Below are 19353 nucleotides of genomic sequence, written 5' to 3'. Positions count from 1 at the left end.
AAAAAAGGTGAAGCGCCACTGCTCCGCTCCACCGCTCTTTTTTATACCATCGCTTCCGCCGGTTGCGGCCGCTTCTGCAAGCCCGCCGCCGCAGTCTCAGCCGTTAGCTTCGCCTGCTTGATACAGTCCGGCATTCCGATGCCGTCATAGCCTGCACCGAACGCATAGACGCCCGGCAGCTTCTGTGCCAGCTCCCTGCGCAGGCCGGCAATCCGGCCGGGATGACCCACCGGATATTGCGGCATGGACGATCTGAGCCGGGTAATCTCTGTGAACAGCGGTGCAGCGGTGATTCCCATAATTTCCTTCAGGTCTTTGCGCACCAGCTCCGCCAGTGCCTCATCCGGCAGATCCACATTTTGCTCATCCCCCGAACGTCCAACGTAACAGCGCAGCAGCACTTTATCCTCAGGGCTGGTATGCAGCCATTTGGTAGAAGTCCAGGTACAGGCTGTGATGTTCCGTCCCTCCTTGCGGGGGACAAGGAAGCCCGATCCGTCATATTCGGTAACGATATCCTTCTTGGTAAAGGCCATAACCACATTAGCTACAGACACATAGTTCACTGCATCCAGTGAAGATACATCCACATGGGGACGCAGCAGCTCTGCGGCTGCGAAGTTCTGCACGGTTATATAGACATCATCCGCTTGCAGCAGTTCGCCGCTGTCCAGCTCTACCTCATAGCGGGGAGCTTCAGAAGATCCGTCCTCCCCCAGGACCCGAATGGACTTCGCGCCTGTCCCCGTGAGCTGGCGGACCTCATGCAGATCATGAATAAGAGCGTGTACCAGACTCTGTAGTCCTTGACGGAAGGTGAGAAAAGCGCTTTTCTTGGTTCCGGTGTGGGTCTCCACCGGCTTCTTGCCGGTCGTCATCCCCCGGATCAGACTGCCGTACTGCCGCTCCACCTCGCCGAACTGCGGAAAAGTCGCCTGAAGGCTGATCTTCCGCATGTCACCTGCATAAATCCCTGCGAGCAGCGGCTCCGTCATATTCTCCAGCACCTCTGTCCCGAGACGGCGTTCGATCAGGTCGCCGAGCGATTCATCCTCCAGACTGCGGCGGGGCGGAATTACGAAATCCATCATCGCCCGCATTTTACCGCTGAAGGAGACGAGTCCGCTCTTCAGGAAGGGCTTTAGCTCTGTAGGAATGCCAAGCACAAGACCGGCAGGCATCGGATGAAGTTTGCCACGCTGCAGTATGTAGGTCTTTTTGGCGTTCGGATTGGTGCTCACCAGCTCATGATCCAGCTCCAGCTCCCTGGCCAGATCAACCATCGCCGTCTTGCGGGCCAGGAAGGAATCCGGGCCCTTCTCAATCACGAAGCCGTCACGGTGCAGCGTCTCAATTTTGCCGCCAAGGACCTTGTCCTTCTCGACCAAAGTAAGCTCCGGCTGTATTCCGGCTTCACGGTAAAACTTGCGGATGTAGTACGCGGCACTGAGGCCGCTGAGGCCTCCGCCGATAATGACTACCTTGCGGGGTGAAGCGGTCATGGCATGTTCACCTTCAGCTGGTTGGCCTTGGTACGCACTACATCGCTAAGCACGGACATGTAAGCCGGATCGCTATTGAGCGAATCAATCCGCAGCAGCCGCATGTCGAGCTCGGAGGCAAGGGCCTGTGCCTCAATATCCAGATCGTACAGCACCTCCAGGTGGTCGGATACGAACCCGATAGGCGCGGACAATACATATTTCACCTGGCTGTCAGCAAGCTCACGCAACGTATCCAGAATATCCGGGCCCAGCCACGGCTCTGCCGTCCGGCCCGCGCTCTGCCAGGTGAACTGCCAGGAGTCTACACCTGCCTGTGAGGCAATCGCCTGAGAGGTCTCCAGCAGCTGGTCACGGTACGGATCGCCCATAGCCAGAATGCGTTCAGGAAGACTATGCGCGCTGAACAGCACACGCACGTCTTCCCGCACTGCGCCGGTTTCTTCAAATTCATCCAGCTTCGCAGTCACCCTCCGGCTGAGCACATCAATCAGCTCGGGATGCATATGGTAGCTCTCAACGAACTCCATGTTAATTCCGCAGGCTTCAGCCTTTTCCTTGGCCCGCTTGATATATGTGCCCACACTCATCACAGAATAATGAGGGGCAAGCACGATGCCGATCGCCTGTGTAATCCCGTCCCGGACCATCGCCTCCACGCCATCCTCGATAAAAGGCCGGGCGTGCTTAAGACCCTGGTAGCAGACATACTGAATCTGCCCGCTGTTCAGCTTGGCCTGCAAGGCTTCCACCTGGCGGTCTGTGTTCTCTCTAAGCGGAAATACGCCTCCCACAATCGCCTTATAGCGGTCCGTCAGCTCTTTGAGCTGTTCGGCAGAAGGCGCATTCCCCCGCCGGATATGCGTATAATAGGCCTCTACGTCCTCAAGACTCTCAGGCGTGCCGTACGACATCACGAGTACACCAATTTTTGTGGTCACGGTTCCCATCCCCTTTTACGAATAATGTCCCAAGTCAGGCCAGCGGCGGTGCCGCCTGCTTCATTGCCGCTGCCGAATATTCATGCACGTAATCCGTCAATTCCTTTAGCGTGTCCAAAGAGGCTTCAGGAAATAATCCATGCCCCAGGTTAAAAATATACCCCGGCTGCGTGATGCCTTCATCAATCAGCTCTTTGGCCCGGGCCTTCAATACATCCATCGGCGCGGTCAGCAGGTAAGGGTCCAGGTTGCCTTGAACGGCAAACCCTCCGCCGAGTCTGCGCCGCCCTTCGGTTAGGCTTACCCGCCAGTCCAGTCCGATCACATCGGCCTGCAGCCTGGTCAGGCTCGGAAGCAGCTCCCCGGAGCTGACACCCGGGAAATAAATCTTGGGAACATCCAGATCGGATAAGCTGGCAAAAATCCGGGTGATCGTCGGCAGCACATATGCTTCAAAATCACGCGGAGCCAGTGCCCCGACCCAGCTGTCGAACAACTGGAAGGCCTTCCCGCCGCTGCGGACATGAGCACGCAGATAGGCAATAACCATATCGCCCAGCTTCTCCATCAGCTTCTCCCACACCTTAGGCTGACTGAACATCATCTCCTTGGTGCGGTGGTACGTCTTGGACGGACGGCCTTCAATCAGATAACTGGCAATGGTGAACGGAGCCCCTGCAAAAGTAATCAGCGGTACATCCAGCTCCTTGTCCAGGATGGCAATCGTCTCCAGAATATGGCCCAGATCGCCTTCCACATCAATCGGCTTCAGCCGCTCGACATCCCTTGCGGAGCGGATCGGATTCTCAATGACCGGCCCAATGTTCTTCACAATGTCGAAATTGACACCGAGGGAAGCCACCGGATTCATGATGTCGGAATACAGAATAGCTGCGTCCACACCCAGCTTGCGCACAGGCATCAAGGTCACTTCAGCCGCAAGCTCGGGCTGTCTGCAGATCTCGAGCAGCGAATATTTCTCTTTGATGGTTCGGTAGTCGGGATCATACCGGCCAGCCTGCCGCATGTACCATACGGGAGTGTACTCCGTGCCCTGCTGTCTGCAGGCGCGGATAAAAGTGTCGTTGTAGGTCATGATAAGATCTCCATTAGATTTGATAGATTGCTTTGTGAAAACACATATCATTATTATGCCCCTTTTGTAAACGGCTAACAACCGTTTCACCCTTAAGGGAATGACAATCCCATGACATTACTATGACAAGTGTTGCATTATACGACTGAAAAACTATGATATACTGATATAATGTCAATTTTTCGTGAACAATGTTCATTGAATTCCATGAAAGGAAGTGAAAAGCACTTTGAAGAATTGGGAGACCTGGAAAGTCAACCTCATGGTGCTTTGGTTCGGCCAGTTTCTGGTGAATGCGGGTATGACTATGATTACCCCTTTTCTGTCTCTTTATCTCGCCAAGGATCTGGGGGTAACCGGCGATCGCGCTATAGGGATGTGGGCCGGACTTATTTTTGCCGCAAACTTCTTGACCTCGTTCATCTTCCAGCCGCTCTGGGGCAAGCTTGCCGACAAATACGGACGTAAAATTATGCTCCTGCGCTCCAGCTTCGGCATGGCGATTGTTATTGTGCTGATGGGCTTCGCGCAGTCCCCTATGCAGCTGCTGCTGCTCCGGCTGCTGAACGGAACCATCTCCGGCTTCAACCCGGCGTCTATCGCGCTGGTCTCGGGAACGACACCGAAACCCCGGATGGGCTTCGCTATGGGCCTGATGCAGTCCGGCGCGGTGGCCGGAACGATTCTCGGCCCGCTGATGGGCGGCTTGCTTGCGGACTGGATCGGGTTCCGTCCGATCTTTTATGTGGTCGGTGCGCTGCTATTCGTTGCATCACTGCTGGCCTTATTCCTGGTCAAAGAGAAATTCGACCGGGTGGAAGCCGCGCAGGTCCCTCAGGTATCCGTGCTTCAAGGCTTCAAGGAGCTGGCGAAGGTGCCTCAGCTTCCCGCACTGTTCGGCGTGACCTTCCTGCTGCAATTCGCCATGATCAGCCCGATGACGCTGCTGCCGCTCTATGTTGAGAAGCTGCACGGCTCCGCTGTGAATATCGCTTTCTGGGCGGGCATGGTCAGTGCCGTCACCGGTATCTCGAACATGGTCGCCTCGCCGCTGCTTGGCAAGCTCAGCGACAAGGTGGGGGCACACCGGATACTAACCTTTGCGCTGATCGGCGCTGCTCTGTTCCTGATTCCGCAGGCGTTCGTGACCAGCGTCTGGCAGCTGATTCTCGTCCGCTTCCTGATGGGCGTCTTCATGGGCGGTCTGCTGCCGAGCGTCAACGCCCTGATCCGCTCCTATACGCCTGACGGCAAGGAGAGCCGGGCGTTCGGCTTCAACAGCAGTACACTCGCGCTCGGCAATATGCTTGGCGCGGTGATCGGCGGATTTTTGTCCGGTTATATCGGAATTGAAGGGCTGTTCATTATCTCTGGCGCGTTCCTGCTGATCAACACGGTGTGGGTACGGCTTAAGCTGTACAAGAAGACTGAACCCCGGTTGTTCCGTTAGCGTAAGACAAGGCAAGCCCATGGTTGGAGAGGACTAGCTACTTAACCATCGCCAGGGCCAGTCCGTCATAGGCGGGCAGCAGGGTGCTGGTCAGGCGGGGATCGGTGGCAATCATCTCATTGAAGCGCCGCATCGCCTGAACCGCCGGTCCATTCTTCTCGGCATTGAGCGTACGCCCGCGCAGGAAGATGTTGTCCCCGGCAATGACCGCACCTGGCGAAGCCAGCCGGATCGCATACTCCAGATAATTCGGATAGTTCTCCTTGTCGGCGTCGATGAAGAAGAAATCATACTTTCGGCCCTGCGCTTCGAGCAGCTTCAGGCTATCCAGCGCAGGGCCGATTCTGTATTCTACCGCATCCCCGAAGCCTGCCTGCTCCAGATGGCCCTGTGCAAGCTTGGCATATTCAGCCTTAAGCTCCAGAGAGGTCAGTGTACCGCCCTGCGTGAGTCCACGGCACAGACAGATCCCGCTGTAACCGCCGAGCGCTCCAATCTCCAGGATGCTCGTAGAGCGGGACAGGGTCACCAGCATCGTCAGCAATCTGCCATAGCCCGGGGCAATCGACACCTCCGGCATCTCATTGGCGGCGATGACCGCTTTGACTTTTAACAATAATTCATCCTCTGTATATAGCTGTTCACTGTACGTTTCCTGATTCTGCATATGTATTCTCCTCTTCATTCATTGTGTGCACCTGCGGACGGGCATTGTGTAGAACCCTTCATTCCCCTATACTTGATACTGAACGTTCAATAGCCGGGGCTCAAGAACATGCTTCTCTATTGTACTGGCTTTGCGTATTTATCCACAAGTTAAACGGAGTTGAGAGCATTTGGGCAAATTACAATTGATCGCCACCGCCCCCATGGGGCTGGAGGCTGTAGTAGCACGCGAATTAAACGAACTGGGTTATGAGACCACGGTCGAGAACGGACGGGTCTTGTTCAGCGGAGATTATATTGACATCTGCCGCTGCAATCTGTGGCTGCGCACCTCTGACCGTGTACTGGTCAAGATGGGACAGTTCCCGGCCACAACCTTCGATGAGCTGTTCGAAGGCGTCAAAGCGATTAACTGGGAGGACTGGATTCCCGAGAACGGCGAATTCCCGGTCGAAGGCCGCTCGCACAAGTCTCAGCTGACCAGTGTTCCCGCTTGCCAGGGGATCGTCAAGAAGGCGATCGTCGAGAAGCTGAAGCTGTCGTACCGCACGGAATGGTTCCCTGAGAACGGCCCGCGGTATGTGGTCGAAGTCATTCTGCTGAATGACATTGCGCTGATCACCCTGGACACTACCGGACCGGCGCTGCACAAACGCGGCTACCGCCGCCAGGCCACTGAAGCGCCGTTGAAGGAGACCATGGCTGCGGCTCTGATCCAGCTCAGCCGCTGGAACGGCCATCGCCCGCTGTACGACCCTTGCTGCGGATCAGGCACCATTCTGATCGAAGCCGCAATGATCGCCTGGAATATCGCGCCGGGTCTGCGCCGCTCCTTCCCGTCCGAGCACTGGCCGGAGATTCCCCGGCGGCTGTGGGAAGAAGCCCGCGAGGAAGCCTTCGACGCTGTGCGCGACGATTACCCTCTGCAGCTGACCGGAACCGATATTGACCCGGCCGCGATTGAGATCGCCGAAGCGGCAGCGAAGAGCGCTGGCCTCTCCGGTGAGATTACCTTCAAGCATATCGCCGCTGCGAAGGCCCGGCCGGAAGGCGAATACGGCTGCATCATCACCAACCCGCCTTACGGCGAGCGGATCAGTAATGACAAGGAAGTGGAGAAGCTGACCCGCCAGTTCGGCGAGATGATGCTCTATCTGCCAACCTGGTCCTTCTTCGCCATCAGCCCGTATAAGGAATTCGAGCAATACTACGGACGCAAGGCGGACAAGCGCCGCAAGCTCTACAACGGCCGGATTGAATGCCAATACTATCAATACCTGGGACCGCTGCCTCCGCGGAATTAGAATGACCGGCGAGGGTTAAGCAGTTTTGCAGTTAAGTAACTATCCCTTAAAAGCAAAGAGCCTTAAGTCACATGAAGCACTCTGTGCTATGAACTTAAGGCTTTTTGTTTTCACTTAAGCCCCTGTTGCTGCTCCGTTAACCCTTGCAGCTGCACATTGTATGTTGTTTTTGGCATACATTTGCCCCGATACCCCCGTAGTAGTACATTGTATATTGTTTTCCACATACATTTGCCCCGCTCACCCCCGTAGCTACACATTGTATGTTGTTTTCCACACACATTTGCCCCGCTCACCCCCGCAGTTGCACATTGTATGTTGTTTTCCACATACATTTGCCCCGCTCACCCCCGCAGTTGCAAATTGTATGTTGTTTTCCACATACATTTGCGGGTGGAATCAGACCTTAAACCAGATCTGGACTTTGCAGCGTACCTACATACTCATAGTAAATAATCCTTTGAAATACTCCTCGAGCTACAGGGCGAAATTTACCTTTATCCACCAACATGCGGCTGTACTTAATGACTGTCGCGGTTTGCAGTTCAAGCTCTCTCGCAGCATTCCCCGGACGAAGAACACGATTGTAACGGATGGCAAATCGCATTAACTCTCGTTCAATTCTGGAATAAGCTTTCTCTGTACTCCGATTTGTAGTTCCTGCCAACAAATAAGGAAACAAAAGGTTCCGCAGTGCGGAAAGGATGAATGATGGATTATCTTTCATCTCGTCTAGAGAGATGTAGAGCACCACGCAATCTTGTGATTGCAGGAAGAGACCCCGATTCAGGTCCATCCGGTATTTGCTCCGATCCGTGCCATGCGACCCAAAATCCATAATCTCAAACGCAATGCGCGAAGATCCAACCTTCCATAGTAAATCGACAAAATAGGATCTGCCACGCCAGTCCTTTACTTCGTATTCCGGATGCAGTCCGTGAAAATGTCCGGCAAGCGGCCACCATACACTTTCGACGAATAAGCGGTTCCCGTAGCCATGTCCCCGCTTAAGCGCATCTAGCCGCTCCCCCTTTCTTCGTTTGAGATGATTGCTTAACCATTGATCATGCTCTCCAGCAAAGCCCATTTCAGTCCCCCCGCTTAGCATTGAAATTAATCTCAGAACACACAAAACCCCGCCTCCTTCTGAATGGAAGGGAGCGGGGCATTCTTTGCCGCGTTAATTTGTACCTAAAATTAGTGTCCCACTTTTGGGCAACGAATGCAATATAAAGGTAGTATTATAGAGTTACAATTTCCTCCGGTATAAAAATCAGCAAGAGCTTGTTGGTATTGGTAAACCCAAATCTTTACTTCCTGCCCTTGCGGCAGTAAAGAATGTATGTTGTTTTTGGCATACATTTCCTCCGTTCACCCTCACAGCTGCACATTGTATGTTGTTTTCCACACACATTTGCCCCGTTCACCCTTGCAGCTGCATATTGTATGTTGTTTTCCACATACATTTCCTCCATTCACCCTCGCAGCTGCATATTGTATGTTGTTTTCCACATACATTTGCCCCGTTCACCCTCATAACTACACATTGTATGTTATTTTTGGCATACACTCGTCCCGCCCCCCCCCACGCCCCCGTCCATTGTGTTCGGTTTTTCGCATACACCCGCACACACCAAAACAGCCCCCGCAAATAACGCGGGGGCTGTGCATTGAAACTAACTGTCTAACAGCTCAGCTCGGACCCGAGCTACGCCTTCTCCACCGGCCGCTTAACGAAAGCTTCCGCTTTGGCCAGCACCTCGTCTTCTGTCGGACCGCTGATGTAACGGCCGTTGATGTAGACGAACGGGCGTTTGCCGCAAGGTCCGCAATAGGAGATGCAGCCTGTCTTGATCTCGGCATCAGGTGCCATCTTCAGCAGCTTGGGCACGATGCTCTTCATTTTGATATGATTGCACTCGTCACATAATCTTATATCGTTAGCCATGAAGCAACCCTTCTTTATGTCCGTAAAATACGGGCGGATCAACTAGTGATCGCCATGATTTCCTTTAGACGGATTAGTAATAACGAAACCTTCTTCGGGCAAGTAGAGATAATCAATCTTCACTCCGTCCAGCAGCGGCTGGCTCGGATCAAGAATGACATCGATATCCTTGTCAGTGGAGACCACTACATCGTTCTCCTTGGGCGTGTCCAGATCCAGTCCATAGTGGGCATGATCGCCGTGGGCATGTGTAATGGCTACACGCAGCTTAAGCTCGCTGTTGCCTTCAAGCTCCATGGTTTTTTTTATCACTTTAGCCGCATTGCGGGTAATTTTGACGTTCATTCGATTCCATCTCCCAGGCATCTATAGTTTAAATACTCAATAATTCATTTTAAGGAATACAGGCGGATAAAGCAACCATTAGCTGACATTCATCCGCAGTTGCACCAGTATTTTTCGCTAAACCGTCATCTTCCGCTGCTTAGCGCCGCATATTTGCGGTCCATCCGTGTCACGAACCAGCCCATCAGCAGCATTGTTACGCCGATGTCATCAATTGGTATGAACGGCATAAAGTCGGGCAGTACCCAGTACAGCAGTGCCGGAATAGTGAACAGCAGCTTATCTCCCATAGCGACCTCCGGTGAAATAATATATCTCCAGGAGCTGCGGAATATATGAGACCATTGTTTGAGCGACAACAGTTTTCTGAATTTCATAAGTAGTCCTCCCTGCTTCATTTGCTTAAGATTCCTTGAAATAGAAAAGGGCACAGCCGCTGAGCACCTAATGGAAGGATTGCGGCCGTACCCTTTGCTGTTATCTTACGCAAATTTGCAGAAATCGTTTCATTTTTAAAATAAAATTTGATCGGTCGCCCTGCCAACCTTACTCGGTAACCTTAACGTCATTCATCCGTGCAGTGCTGGAATGCATCCGCAGGCCAATCTTCCCTCCGGCCGGCTGCGCCGCCGTATCGGTCCACTGGATCAGCTGGCTACTTCCGGCAGATGCCGTAATCGTACTGCCGCTGACTGTCACCTTCAGCTCAGTCCACTGGCCGGGCGTAACGGCAAAGCTGGCGCTGCTGACCATCGTGAGCGTTCCGGCTGTTTTTTTGAACAGCTCCGCCTTGTCACCGGAATCGTTCAACCGGAACATATAATAATTCGAAGCATCTGCATACCGGAACAGAAGTCCGGCGTTGCCAAAAGCATTCACTACCTTAACTTTTGCAGAATACGTGTAATCCCTCCAGGAGGCATCGCCTGTATAGGCAAGCGCTTCTCCTGTCCCGGAGTTCTGTGATAGAGCCTTCGAACCGTCATCCTCTATACTCCAGGCTCCGCCGGAAGTCGTCCATCCGCTGGAATTGCCATCCTCAAAATCATCCTGGAACAGCATAACCGGAGGTGTAATCGTACCCTGGAATTCAAAAGCTCCGATATCCGGCGCGCCGTTATACAGTGTATTCCCGAAGTAGTCCTGTCCTCCGTTATCGGCAACCACCACCCCGGCATTAAGCAGCGGAGAGGTCAGAGCCAGCTTATAGCCGTCTGCTGAAGTGAGGCCGGTGGCCGTGCCGGGACTTACGAATCCGGGATTGCCGGTGATTTTATGGGGATCGTTCGGAACGCTTGAATTCAGCCCGTAGAAGCTGTTGTGATCATACGTCATTCTCGGGCTGTTCGTGTACTGGCCGCTGGCCCCATTATAAAAGATATTGTTCGTGTAATAAGCCATTCCTGTGTTGCTCGCATGGGTCAGCGCCTTATTCTGCGTGCCCGAACGGTAGATGATGTTGTTGTAGACATAGAGATTACCGCCGCCGTTCACCAGATGGAACACCCCGTTCGCATCCTTGTCGTTCTGGCTGATATTGTAGCGGAAAATATTATTGTTCGTGTTGTTCATGACCAGCAGCGTGCCGCCTTCGTTGTTATAGCTGAAATTATACTGGTAGATGCTGTCGTGCACCTCGATATCGAAGTCCCACGGCTGACCGTCTCCGCCCAGCATCCGGGTATCGGAGGCCTCGTTGTACTGGAAAATAGCACCCTTCGTATAATAAGCCCACTGCGCCGCAACTACAGTGATATCCTCCAGGTAATTGACGATGGATGTATTCACCTCGCAGGCTTCTCCGATGGACTTCGTCTTATTGTATTCGATCAGCGGCGAGGCGCTGGCTCTGACCAGGATGCCGTCCCGGTGGATCTTCTCCACCACATTGCCGCGGATCACCACACCCCGGAAGGCGTCGAACTTATGCGTCCAGGCACTGTTGAAAAAAGCATCCGTCATCGTCTGAATCCCTGTATCCGCCACGTTGATCACGGTGTTATTCTCGATCAGAATATCTTCCCAGGTGCTCTCCGGTGCAGTATTTGCTCCGCGCGCATGGAAGTTGATGCCGCCTGTGCGGCGGTCTGTGCCGAAGATATCGTGAATGTCGAGATTCCGGATATAAATATGCCGGAAGTTCCCCGCTCCTGCTCCATCCCCCACCACCAGCACGCCGTTCCTCCGCATATCCGTGGGCTGCTGTCCGCTTGTAATCTCCAGATTATTAATCTCCCAATACGAGACATTGCGCAGCCGGACACCGAAGCCCTCCCCGCCCACGGCGGTGTTGCCGAAATGAATCAGCGGCTTGGCTCCGCTCCCGTAGCGGTCAACTGTAATCGGATTCCCCTCAGAGCCTGAGCCCTTAAGATCAAGATACTGGTCATTCCATACACTGCCCGCCTTGAGCAGAATCCGGTCTCCCGGGCTAAAGGTCACGCTGTTCACTTGGCCCAGCGTCTTCCAGGCTCCCGCTTCACTGGTGCCGGAGTTATTATCGCTGCCTTGGGCAGAGTCGACATAATACGTGGTGCCTGCCGCCTCTGCAACAGGACCTGACAAGCCGGATAGTAGACTGAACAGTAAAAATGCAATCATGCCCAGCATGGTCAACCTGTGCGGCCTGCCTTGCCTTGAATTATGTTTCACATGGTTACTTGTCATTCTAATCACTCTCCCGCAATTAGTTATAACGCTGTGATCGCCTCTCCCAGCCAGGCTCCCTGCCCGACCAGCCCGTGCTGAAGCGCGGTGATATCTACCTTCCGGCTTAAGCTGTCCGTTCCGGCGGCCATCGCCGCCGCCATTCCTGCCGCCTGCCCCATAGCGAAGCAGTTGGGCATCACACGCAGCGAGCCTTGCACCACACGGTCCGAGGAGGCTGCGCGCCCGGCCACCCATACATTCTCCAGGCCAACCGGCAGCATACAGCGGTAGGGAACACCGTGGGACTTACCGGGCGGCAGATGGTGAATATGCATCGCCCCGCTGCTGCGCGCCATATGGATATCAATGAAATAGCTGTTACGGGCAATATCATCCGGGAAGGAGGCCATATTCATGAAATCCTCCTGGGTCAGAACGTAGTCGCCGACAATGCGCCGCGTCTCGCGGATGCCGATCTGCTCACCGGTAGACACCAGATGGGCCTGTTCAAATCCGGGCACATACGCCCGGAAGAATTCCAGCTGGCGGCGGACCAGCTTACGCCCCTCTATGGCTCCACGAGTCAAGTCCTCTGCACTTACGCCGTCAATACCAAACACATGACCGAAATTCACACCGACCAGATAGTCGGCCACCCAGGACAGCCCGGAGACGGAGTCCCGGCCCTGCGGCAGCTTCCCGTCCGCTTGCGCCCGCTGTACGGCTGCATGAATCTGATCCGTGTCACCGCTTTCATTCCGGTATTGCTCAAACCGTCTGCGGTCCACATTGGCCAGCAGGTAACACATGGTCGCGGCTTGAAGCTCGCCCGCTTCCCCGCCTTTGTGGAACGGCGCACCCGCCAAGGCGGCCAGATCGGCATCGCCGGTCGTATCAATGACTGTTTTGGCCCGGATGAGGCTCCGGCCGGACTTGTTGACGATCACTACACCGTCAATTCTGCCTCTGTCCCTATCCATAACCGTCTGGCTGGCGATGGTATGGAGCAGTACCTCAGCTCCGCTCTCCGTAACAGCCTCGTCATACACGCGCTTCAGCACCTCCGGGTCGATTGGCACCCAATCCAGCTCGGCTCCGAAGCGTTCGCGGAATTCCGGCTCACATTCCGCCTTCATCCGCTCCAGCAGTTCGAGGCCGATGCCGCGCACCACAGCCTTCTCCCCGTCGCTGTAAGGGCAGAAGGCCGGAACCAGAGCAACGGTACCCATGCCACCCAGGAAGCCGCGCTGCTCAATCAGCAGGGTCCGGGCCCCGCTCCGGGCCGCTGATATCGCCGCGGCCACCCCGGCAGGCCCGCCGCCCGCAACGAGTACATCCACCTCGCGGGATATCGTTATCTCCTCCGCAGGCAGGGTAAATACAGTTCTGTTCATCGTTCTTCCTCCTTGAAGCTATACTTATATAACCTGAACTTAAGAAACTAACTTACAGCTCTGCCGTCACTACGGTGAATATTTGGACTTCCGGCCGCTGTTGTCCCCAGATTTCTTGATTTATTCCGCTTTTCGCGGGTGAAATCCGGTGACAAAGGCGGTCGCTACCGCTCCTACAGTTCCAAAATCCCCCTCCGATCCTTCCCGCTTTTTGTTATTTCCTTTTATTCAGTTTATTTAGACTCCTCACCATTATAGTGAGGCGGAGGTATCTATAGCGTGCAGACTGATTGCCTGTTCCGGTGGACAGTTTTGACTTTTATGGCCTTGCGTCATCCGTGGATGGCTCTCTGCCGTCCTCTTCCGGCGGTACAGCCTTGAATTCACTGGGATTTCGGCCGCTGTATTTCTTGAAGACCTTGGAGAAATACGCCCGGTCGGAGAAGCCGAGCGTGTAGGCCACATTCTCCACGGTTTCATGCGGACGGGCGAGCATCGTGATCGCCATGTTCATCTTGTACTGATTGACGTAGTCGGTGAAATTAACGCCGGACAGCTTCTTGAAATAACGAGAGAAGTAGCTGGCGTTCAGATGCAGATGCTCCGCCATATCGGTTGAGGTCACCATCTGGTCCACATGCTCCTCCAGGAACTGGTCGACGGCCTGAAGCCGGATGTCCTTCGCTTCTGCGGCAGCCGGGGCCAGCGTATGCTGTCTCCACAGATTCCTCAGCTCCCGCTTGGTCAAGCCCGCCGCCTCCCGGATATGAACCGTCTGCTCCAGCTGCGTGAAGAACTCATCCTCAGCCAGCCCCCCAGCCTCAAAGGCCAGCTGCCGCACAAAATTGCCGCAGGCCTCCTTCACCAGCCGGGGCAGCAGCCGCTCCGCCGCTGCCTGCTGTGTCCACTGATTCACCGCCAGATCAATCCAGGCGGCCTGCCCCTCCTCCAGCGCCAGCGACAGCATCCCGCGTTCCTTCTCTCCGCGCCATTCAGCGGTCTGCCCGAAATCTGCCTGTTCATCAAGGGCAGCAATAGGCGTAACCGCCTTATAGAAGTTATAATCGCGGCTGTCCATGAGCGTCTTATACAGCGAGTCGAAGTTGCGCAACGGTACGGAAGCCCCGGAGTAGAATCCCCGCAGGGTAATCTTCAGATACTGCTCCACCTTGTCCATGACCGCTTGCATGAAGACAGTCAGCGTATTCTCCGCAACCCCGGGGTCCGCCACATTCAAGACCAGATAGAGGTCGGCCTCCCTGCTCATGATAGGTGTAATGGATGGCTCTCCGGCGGACAGCTCCAGCGCGATATTGTTCACGGCAAAATGAATCAGCGGAATATCCTTGTACCGGTAACGTTCCGTTACCGAAGCGGCATCCATATGAAGGAATCCATGGCGCAGATAAGGCAGCTTCCAGGAGATGCCCAGCCGTTCACCGAACTCCAGGGTACTCTCCTGGTCTGCCGCACCGGACAACAGCTGTTTCAGGAAGCTCTGCTTCAGCACTTCCTTATTGCGCTCAATAGCCTGGCGGAAGGAGTAGCGCTCCAGCAGCTCCTCCCGGCTTTTGAAGCGGCTCATCGCTTTGCCCAGACTGCCCTTAAGCTGCTCGGGCGATAGTTCATCCTTAATCAGATAATCATCCGCCTCCAATTGGATGGCCCGCTTCGAGTAATGGAAGTCCTCATAGCAGGTCAGGAAGATCAGCCGCACCTCCGGCTTGGTGATCCGGAAGGCAGCCGCAAGCTCCAGCCCGTCCATGCCCGGCAGGCCGATGTCGATAATAACGAGATCGGGCAATACGTCATGGAACTGCTCCAGCGCATCCTCACTGCTGTAAGCCGAAGCTACAAGCTGCAGATCCAGCCCCAGAGACCCGAGCAGATATTCTACATACTCCAGCATCGGGACATCATCATCTATCAGCATCAGGGTCATCAAGGGGAACCGCCTCCTTCTCACTGGTTATAGGGATATATAGGGTAAACGTCATGCCTTCCTCTGTGCCTGCCTGCGCGCTCAACCGCGCACGGTATCCGTACAATACCTCCAGCCGGCGTGCCGTGTTTACCAGCCCGACCCCTTTTTCCGGCCACAGCGCCGTGTCTTCACTGCCTTGCAGACGCCGGTTCAGGCGCTGGAGCTTATCCTCCGGCATCCCCCGGCCATTATCGCTGATGCTGATCTTCAGCAGATCCTGTTCCATCTCTGCTTCGAGCCGGATCGCCGGATTCTGCGGACGGGCAGAGAAGCCGTGGCTGATGGCATTCTCGACAATGGGCTGCAGCAGCAGCCTCGGAAGCATCACCGCTCCAGCCTCCCCGTCCAGCACACATTCAAAAGCAATATCCAAACGGTTGCGGATCTGCATCACCTGCACGTAGCTGCCAAGCACCCGGCACTCTTCCGCCAGCTCCAGCGGCTTGTCCACATGGACGTACACGCGCAGCAGCTTCATCAGTGCATCAATCATGGCACCGTGCGGCTCATCCCCGCTTAGCAGCAGATCCACCTTGATCGAATTGAGCGTATTGAGCAGGAAATGGGGCCGGATCTGCGCCGCCAGCGCCTGAAGCTCCAGCAGCCTTTTCTCCTCCTGCTCACTCTCGACCTGCTGCAGAAGCTGATTCATATCGTCCAGCATCTGATTAAAAGCGGCAGACAGCACCGCCACCTCATCCTTCCCCCGGACTGGTATCCGCACTGCGCGGTTGCCGCCGACATACTGCTTGACGCTGGTCCGCAGCAGGCTGATCGGCTTGTTCATATATCCGGCCCACAGCATCGACAGGATCAGAAATGCCAGGAAGAACAGACCGACCACCGATATCGAGACCAGAAATTCACGGTTGATATGACTGTCGATAGAATCGCGGGGCGTCTTGCTGGTGAGCAGCCAGCCTACCTTGGGGATGCGGACCTCACTAATCAGCAGCGAGCCTTCGTTGTCATTATCCGCTTCACCCGTGACCGCGATGCTTCTCCCCTTCTGGTCCGCCAGCGAGAGCCTGCTCTCCGGATTTCCCGTATCCAGCAGGTTACGGAAATAATGACTCGGAATGCCCACATACAGCGTCGCCAGCTTATTCTGGTTCAGCGGGTCGGTAATGAAGCGTACCGCATAATAATACTCCGGTGCAGCGGGCGTGCCGCCGTAGGGGAACCATTGCAGCGATATTTTTTCCTGCTCATTCAGCTTGCCGCTCTCCTGCAGAAGACGCTTCGGCAATTCCGAGAAGACCGGGATCTCCTGGTTGCCAATCAGAATCCGGTTCTCCCGGTTGACCAGCATAATCTGCAGATCGGCATCCAGCGACTGCACGGACAGGATATTGGCCGTCGTCTTGAGTTTATTGTAGTGGGTATACACTCCGTAGTTCCCGAAGTTCCCGGTGTTTTTGAGATAACGCAGACTTTCCAGCACGGCCGGATCATACGCCTCAGAGAAATAAACCGAGACAAACGAGATGCTGTCTACGGTTTTCTCTATTTGACTCCCGATCACCTTCAGGGTCTCCTCATTGGAACGGGCGATCTTGTCACTCACATTCTCTCTCACGGAGGTGTACGACCAGAAGGTAACGACAATAAAAGGCAGCAGAATCAGGATCAGGAACGTGAACTGCAGCCGGCGATGGAAAGAAAAACGGCTTACCCATTTCATAAGCATTCCACCTTGTACTGTAGTATAAAGATTCATTCGTCCCTATTATAATCCATAATCGCTGCTGCCTTATGCTTCATTCGTTATTTCTGGTTGGCCTGAACTACCTTTTCCACCTCGGCTGTCATTTCACCCTTGATCTCCTCGAAGCTGCGGTTATCCAGGATGTAGCTGGCGAAGCCGTTCTCCACAATCGCTTTCAGCTCACTGCCGTAAGGCACGCTGAAGGTATCGGGCATTTTAAGGTTAGGATCGAACAGTGTTTTGGATAAGGAGGCGGTATCGATCAGGTCTGTATTTTCACCGAAAAATCCGTTAATCAGCTCTGCTCCGTCCACGCCCTTGAAGGCCGGAATTTCCTTGGTGAACTTATAGGCTTCCTTGGACATCCAGCGGATGAAGTCATAAGAGGCTTCCTTGTTCGCTGATTTCGCACCCATGGCCAGCCCGCCGCCGGAGATATTCGTCATCCCCAGCTCTTTGCTGTCCACGGAGCGCGGCAGCGGTGCGTACATGCTCTGGAACTCATGCGGGAATTTCTCCAGATTCAGCGCCGCTCTGACTGCATAGCTTGGCACAGCCAGCATACTGGCATTTCCGGCAAAAAACTGCTGCAGCACATGATAGTTCGAGGCCAGCACATCGGCATACGGCTCAACACTCTTGTCTTCCTTCTCCATCACGCGGCGGAGATTGAAGAAGTACTCGAAGGACGGATCATCAAAAATCGGCTTCAGGTCTGCACTCAGCTGCGGATGCGGCTTCTCGGTGTAAGCGATAACGTTCGGATATTCTCCCCACGTGTGGAAGTACGTACCGAAGTGTTCGGGTGTCGTCAGCTTTTTGGCATAATCACGGAAATCATCCCAGGTCCAGCCCATCTCAGGCAGGGACAGCCCTGCGGCTTCCAGATGATCCTTATTGAAGACGGTCAGCCACTGCGTCGAGCTTGGCAGAATGCCGTATACCTTATCCTCCAGCTTCAGCAGCTTGGAATATTCATCCTCAGGCTTGATGCTCTCCTGTTCAAAAAAGGAGTTAAGCGGTTCCACAACACTGCGTGAGGCACGCTCCAGCAGTTCATCCTCATTCCCGGTCATGAACACATCGACCACTTCTCCGCCGGCTACCAGAATATCCAGCTTCTTCATGAAATCGGTGCTGTCGCTGTTCTGAACCAGGGATTCGTATTCAACCTCTACTTTATCCTGAGCTGCGTTATAAGCCTGCACGGCCTGGAAGATCGGCTCTTCCGGCTTATCCGCCTTGAACGTGTAGAATTTGATCTTCGCTTTGCCTGCGGGCTGGGCTGTGCTGCTGCCCCCGGCAGCCGGATCAGCCGAGGCCGGTGCATTGGTTGCCGCTGATGAGTTGCCTCCGTTCCCGCCGCACGCGGTGACGGAGAGCATGAGGAGCATACTGGCTAGCATTAACGGTAGTTTTTTCAAAGCAATTCCCCCTTGATTTGTGGTCTGCAGGCTCATTATACAATCTAAGCTCCGCGCACACCGTGTACAGCTATGCGGTGTACGCGTACACTTTTTTGACCTTTACCCTTTAACCCCGCCGATGGCAATTCCGTCGATGACCTGCTTTTGCAGCGCCAGGAATAGCACCAGCAGCGGCAGGATCGCTGCCACGGAAGCCATCATCATGACGGAGATTTGCGTGCCGAATTCCTCCTTGAAGAACTGCATCCCGAGCGGAATGGTGTACAGCTTGGTCGAATTCAGCATAATCAGCGGCCCCTGGTAATCATTCCAGGTCCAGATGAACTTGATAATCCCTACGGTAGCCAGAATCGGCCGGCTCAGCGGCAGCGCCACACTCCAGAAGATCCGGAAGAACCCGGCACCGTCCAGCTCGGCAGCTTCCAGCATATCATTATGAATGCCGATCATGAACTGGCGCAGCAGGAAGGTGAAGTAGCTGGAGAACATCCCCATCAGGATGAGCGCTGCGTGGGAGTCGTAGAGTCCCAGCTCCTTAATCATAATATAGCGCGGAACCAGTGTCGCCTGCTCCGGGATCATCATGAAGGCCAGCATCAGGGTGAAGACCACGGTTCTGCCCTTGAAATCAAGCTTGGCGAGCGCATACCCGGCCATAGCCGAGATTACAATGGTCGCCAGGGTGGAGATCAGGGCGATTTTGAGCGAGTTCATATAGAACAATCCAAACGCCACATCGCCCATCCACACCGCCTTGAAGTTGGCGACCAGATTCCAGTCGGTGGGAATCCACTGAATCGGGAAGGTCCAGACCTCCTTCTCCGTCTTGGAGGCGGCGGACAGCATCCACACCAGCGGCATCAGGAAGAATACCGAGAGCAGGGCGAACAGGGCCGTAAAGATCAGATTGCCGGTCTTGAATTTTCTCTTTGTCATTGC

General features: G+C 54.5%; 16 protein-coding genes. 2 read left to right on the top strand and 14 right to left on the bottom strand.

Annotated features, from left to right (window positions below; all coding sequences use genetic code 11):
* Positions 1–41: 41 nt before the first annotated feature.
* From hemG to hemE, 3 genes are read right to left on the bottom strand one after another with little or no spacing between them, the layout of a single operon-like run.
* Positions 42–1502 (bottom strand): protoporphyrinogen oxidase, encoded by a 1461-nt coding sequence (gene hemG, locus KDC22_RS11050; RefSeq protein ID WP_211723049.1) that lies wholly within the window; start codon positions 1500–1502, stop codon positions 42–44.
* Positions 1499–2443, bottom strand: a complete 945-nt coding sequence (hemH, locus tag KDC22_RS11045; RefSeq protein ID WP_211723048.1) for a ferrochelatase — start codon at positions 2441–2443, stop codon at positions 1499–1501. Before hemH ends, hemG begins: the two co-directional genes overlap by 4 nt.
* Before the next feature lie 34 nt (positions 2444–2477).
* Positions 2478–3539, bottom strand: a complete 1062-nt coding sequence (gene hemE / locus KDC22_RS11040; protein WP_211723047.1) for a uroporphyrinogen decarboxylase — start codon at positions 3537–3539, stop codon at positions 2478–2480.
* A 229-nt stretch (positions 3540–3768) separates the two neighbouring features.
* Here hemE and KDC22_RS11035 point away from each other — a divergent pair, with 229 nt between their 5' ends.
* A complete protein-coding gene (locus tag KDC22_RS11035; protein WP_173137907.1) occupies positions 3769–4989 on the top strand; it encodes an MFS transporter in 1221 nt (406 codons plus the stop codon).
* 37 nt (positions 4990–5026) lie between these two features.
* Here the strand turns inward: KDC22_RS11035 and KDC22_RS11030 are convergent, their stop codons facing one another.
* Positions 5027–5656, bottom strand: coding sequence for an O-methyltransferase (locus KDC22_RS11030; protein WP_425517024.1), 630 nt, complete (start codon positions 5654–5656; stop codon positions 5027–5029).
* A 169-nt stretch (positions 5657–5825) separates the two neighbouring features.
* Between KDC22_RS11030 and KDC22_RS11025 the strand changes: the two genes are divergently transcribed.
* On the top strand, positions 5826–6959 hold the full coding sequence (locus tag KDC22_RS11025; protein ID WP_211723045.1) for a THUMP domain-containing class I SAM-dependent RNA methyltransferase: 1134 nt from the start codon (positions 5826–5828) through the stop codon (positions 6957–6959).
* A 406-nt stretch (positions 6960–7365) separates the two neighbouring features.
* Here KDC22_RS11025 and KDC22_RS11020 read toward each other — a convergent pair whose 3' ends face one another.
* From KDC22_RS11020 to KDC22_RS10975, 10 genes are all read right to left on the bottom strand, one after another.
* Entirely contained in the window at positions 7366–8046 is a 681-nt protein-coding gene (locus KDC22_RS11020) for a hypothetical protein (protein ID WP_211723044.1), read from the bottom strand.
* 621 nt (positions 8047–8667) lie between these two features.
* On the bottom strand, positions 8668–8907 hold the full coding sequence (locus tag KDC22_RS11015; RefSeq protein WP_173137828.1) for a DUF1450 domain-containing protein: 240 nt from the start codon (positions 8905–8907) through the stop codon (positions 8668–8670).
* 42 nt (positions 8908–8949) lie between these two features.
* Positions 8950–9252: a HesB/IscA family protein gene (locus tag KDC22_RS11010; RefSeq protein ID WP_173137830.1), complete on the bottom strand. Its 303-nt coding sequence runs from the start codon at positions 9250–9252 to the stop codon at positions 8950–8952.
* Positions 9253–9377: 125 nt separating this feature from the next.
* Positions 9378–9629 carry a hypothetical protein gene (locus KDC22_RS11005; protein WP_173137832.1) on the bottom strand — a complete coding sequence of 84 codons (252 nt, stop codon included), beginning with the start codon at positions 9627–9629 and terminating at the stop codon, positions 9378–9380.
* A 169-nt stretch (positions 9630–9798) separates the two neighbouring features.
* Positions 9799–11919, bottom strand: a complete 2121-nt coding sequence (locus tag KDC22_RS11000; RefSeq protein ID WP_211723043.1) for a 3-keto-alpha-glucoside-1,2-lyase-like domain-containing protein — start codon at positions 11917–11919, stop codon at positions 9799–9801.
* Positions 11920–11942: 23 nt separating this feature from the next.
* The gene (locus KDC22_RS10995) at positions 11943–13295 is read right to left on the bottom strand and encodes an FAD-dependent oxidoreductase (RefSeq protein ID WP_211723042.1); all 1353 of its coding nucleotides are present in this window, start codon (positions 13293–13295) and stop codon (positions 11943–11945) included.
* Between the two features lie 319 nt (positions 13296–13614).
* A complete protein-coding gene (locus tag KDC22_RS10990; protein ID WP_246553702.1) occupies positions 13615–15237 on the bottom strand; it encodes a helix-turn-helix domain-containing protein in 1623 nt (540 codons plus the stop codon).
* A complete protein-coding gene (locus tag KDC22_RS10985) occupies positions 15215–16963 on the bottom strand; it encodes a sensor histidine kinase (RefSeq protein WP_211723040.1) in 1749 nt (582 codons plus the stop codon). The genes KDC22_RS10990 and KDC22_RS10985 overlap by 23 nt, the downstream gene beginning before the upstream one ends.
* 83 nt (positions 16964–17046) lie before the next feature.
* Entirely contained in the window at positions 17047–18411 is a 1365-nt protein-coding gene (locus KDC22_RS10980) for an ABC transporter substrate-binding protein (protein ID WP_211723039.1), read from the bottom strand.
* A gap of 102 nt (positions 18412–18513) precedes the next feature.
* On the bottom strand, positions 18514–19350 hold the full coding sequence (locus KDC22_RS10975; RefSeq protein ID WP_211723038.1) for a carbohydrate ABC transporter permease: 837 nt from the start codon (positions 19348–19350) through the stop codon (positions 18514–18516).
* Between the last annotated feature and the right edge of the window lie 3 nt (positions 19351–19353).

Origin of the sequence: Paenibacillus tritici, from assembly GCF_018207515.1 — a bacterium.
GTDB classification, from domain to species: Bacteria; Bacillota; Bacilli; order Paenibacillales; family Paenibacillaceae; genus Paenibacillus_AQ; species Paenibacillus_AQ tritici.
Note: the sequence above shows the minus strand (reverse complement) of the source record. Positions and strands in the feature narration are given on the sequence as shown.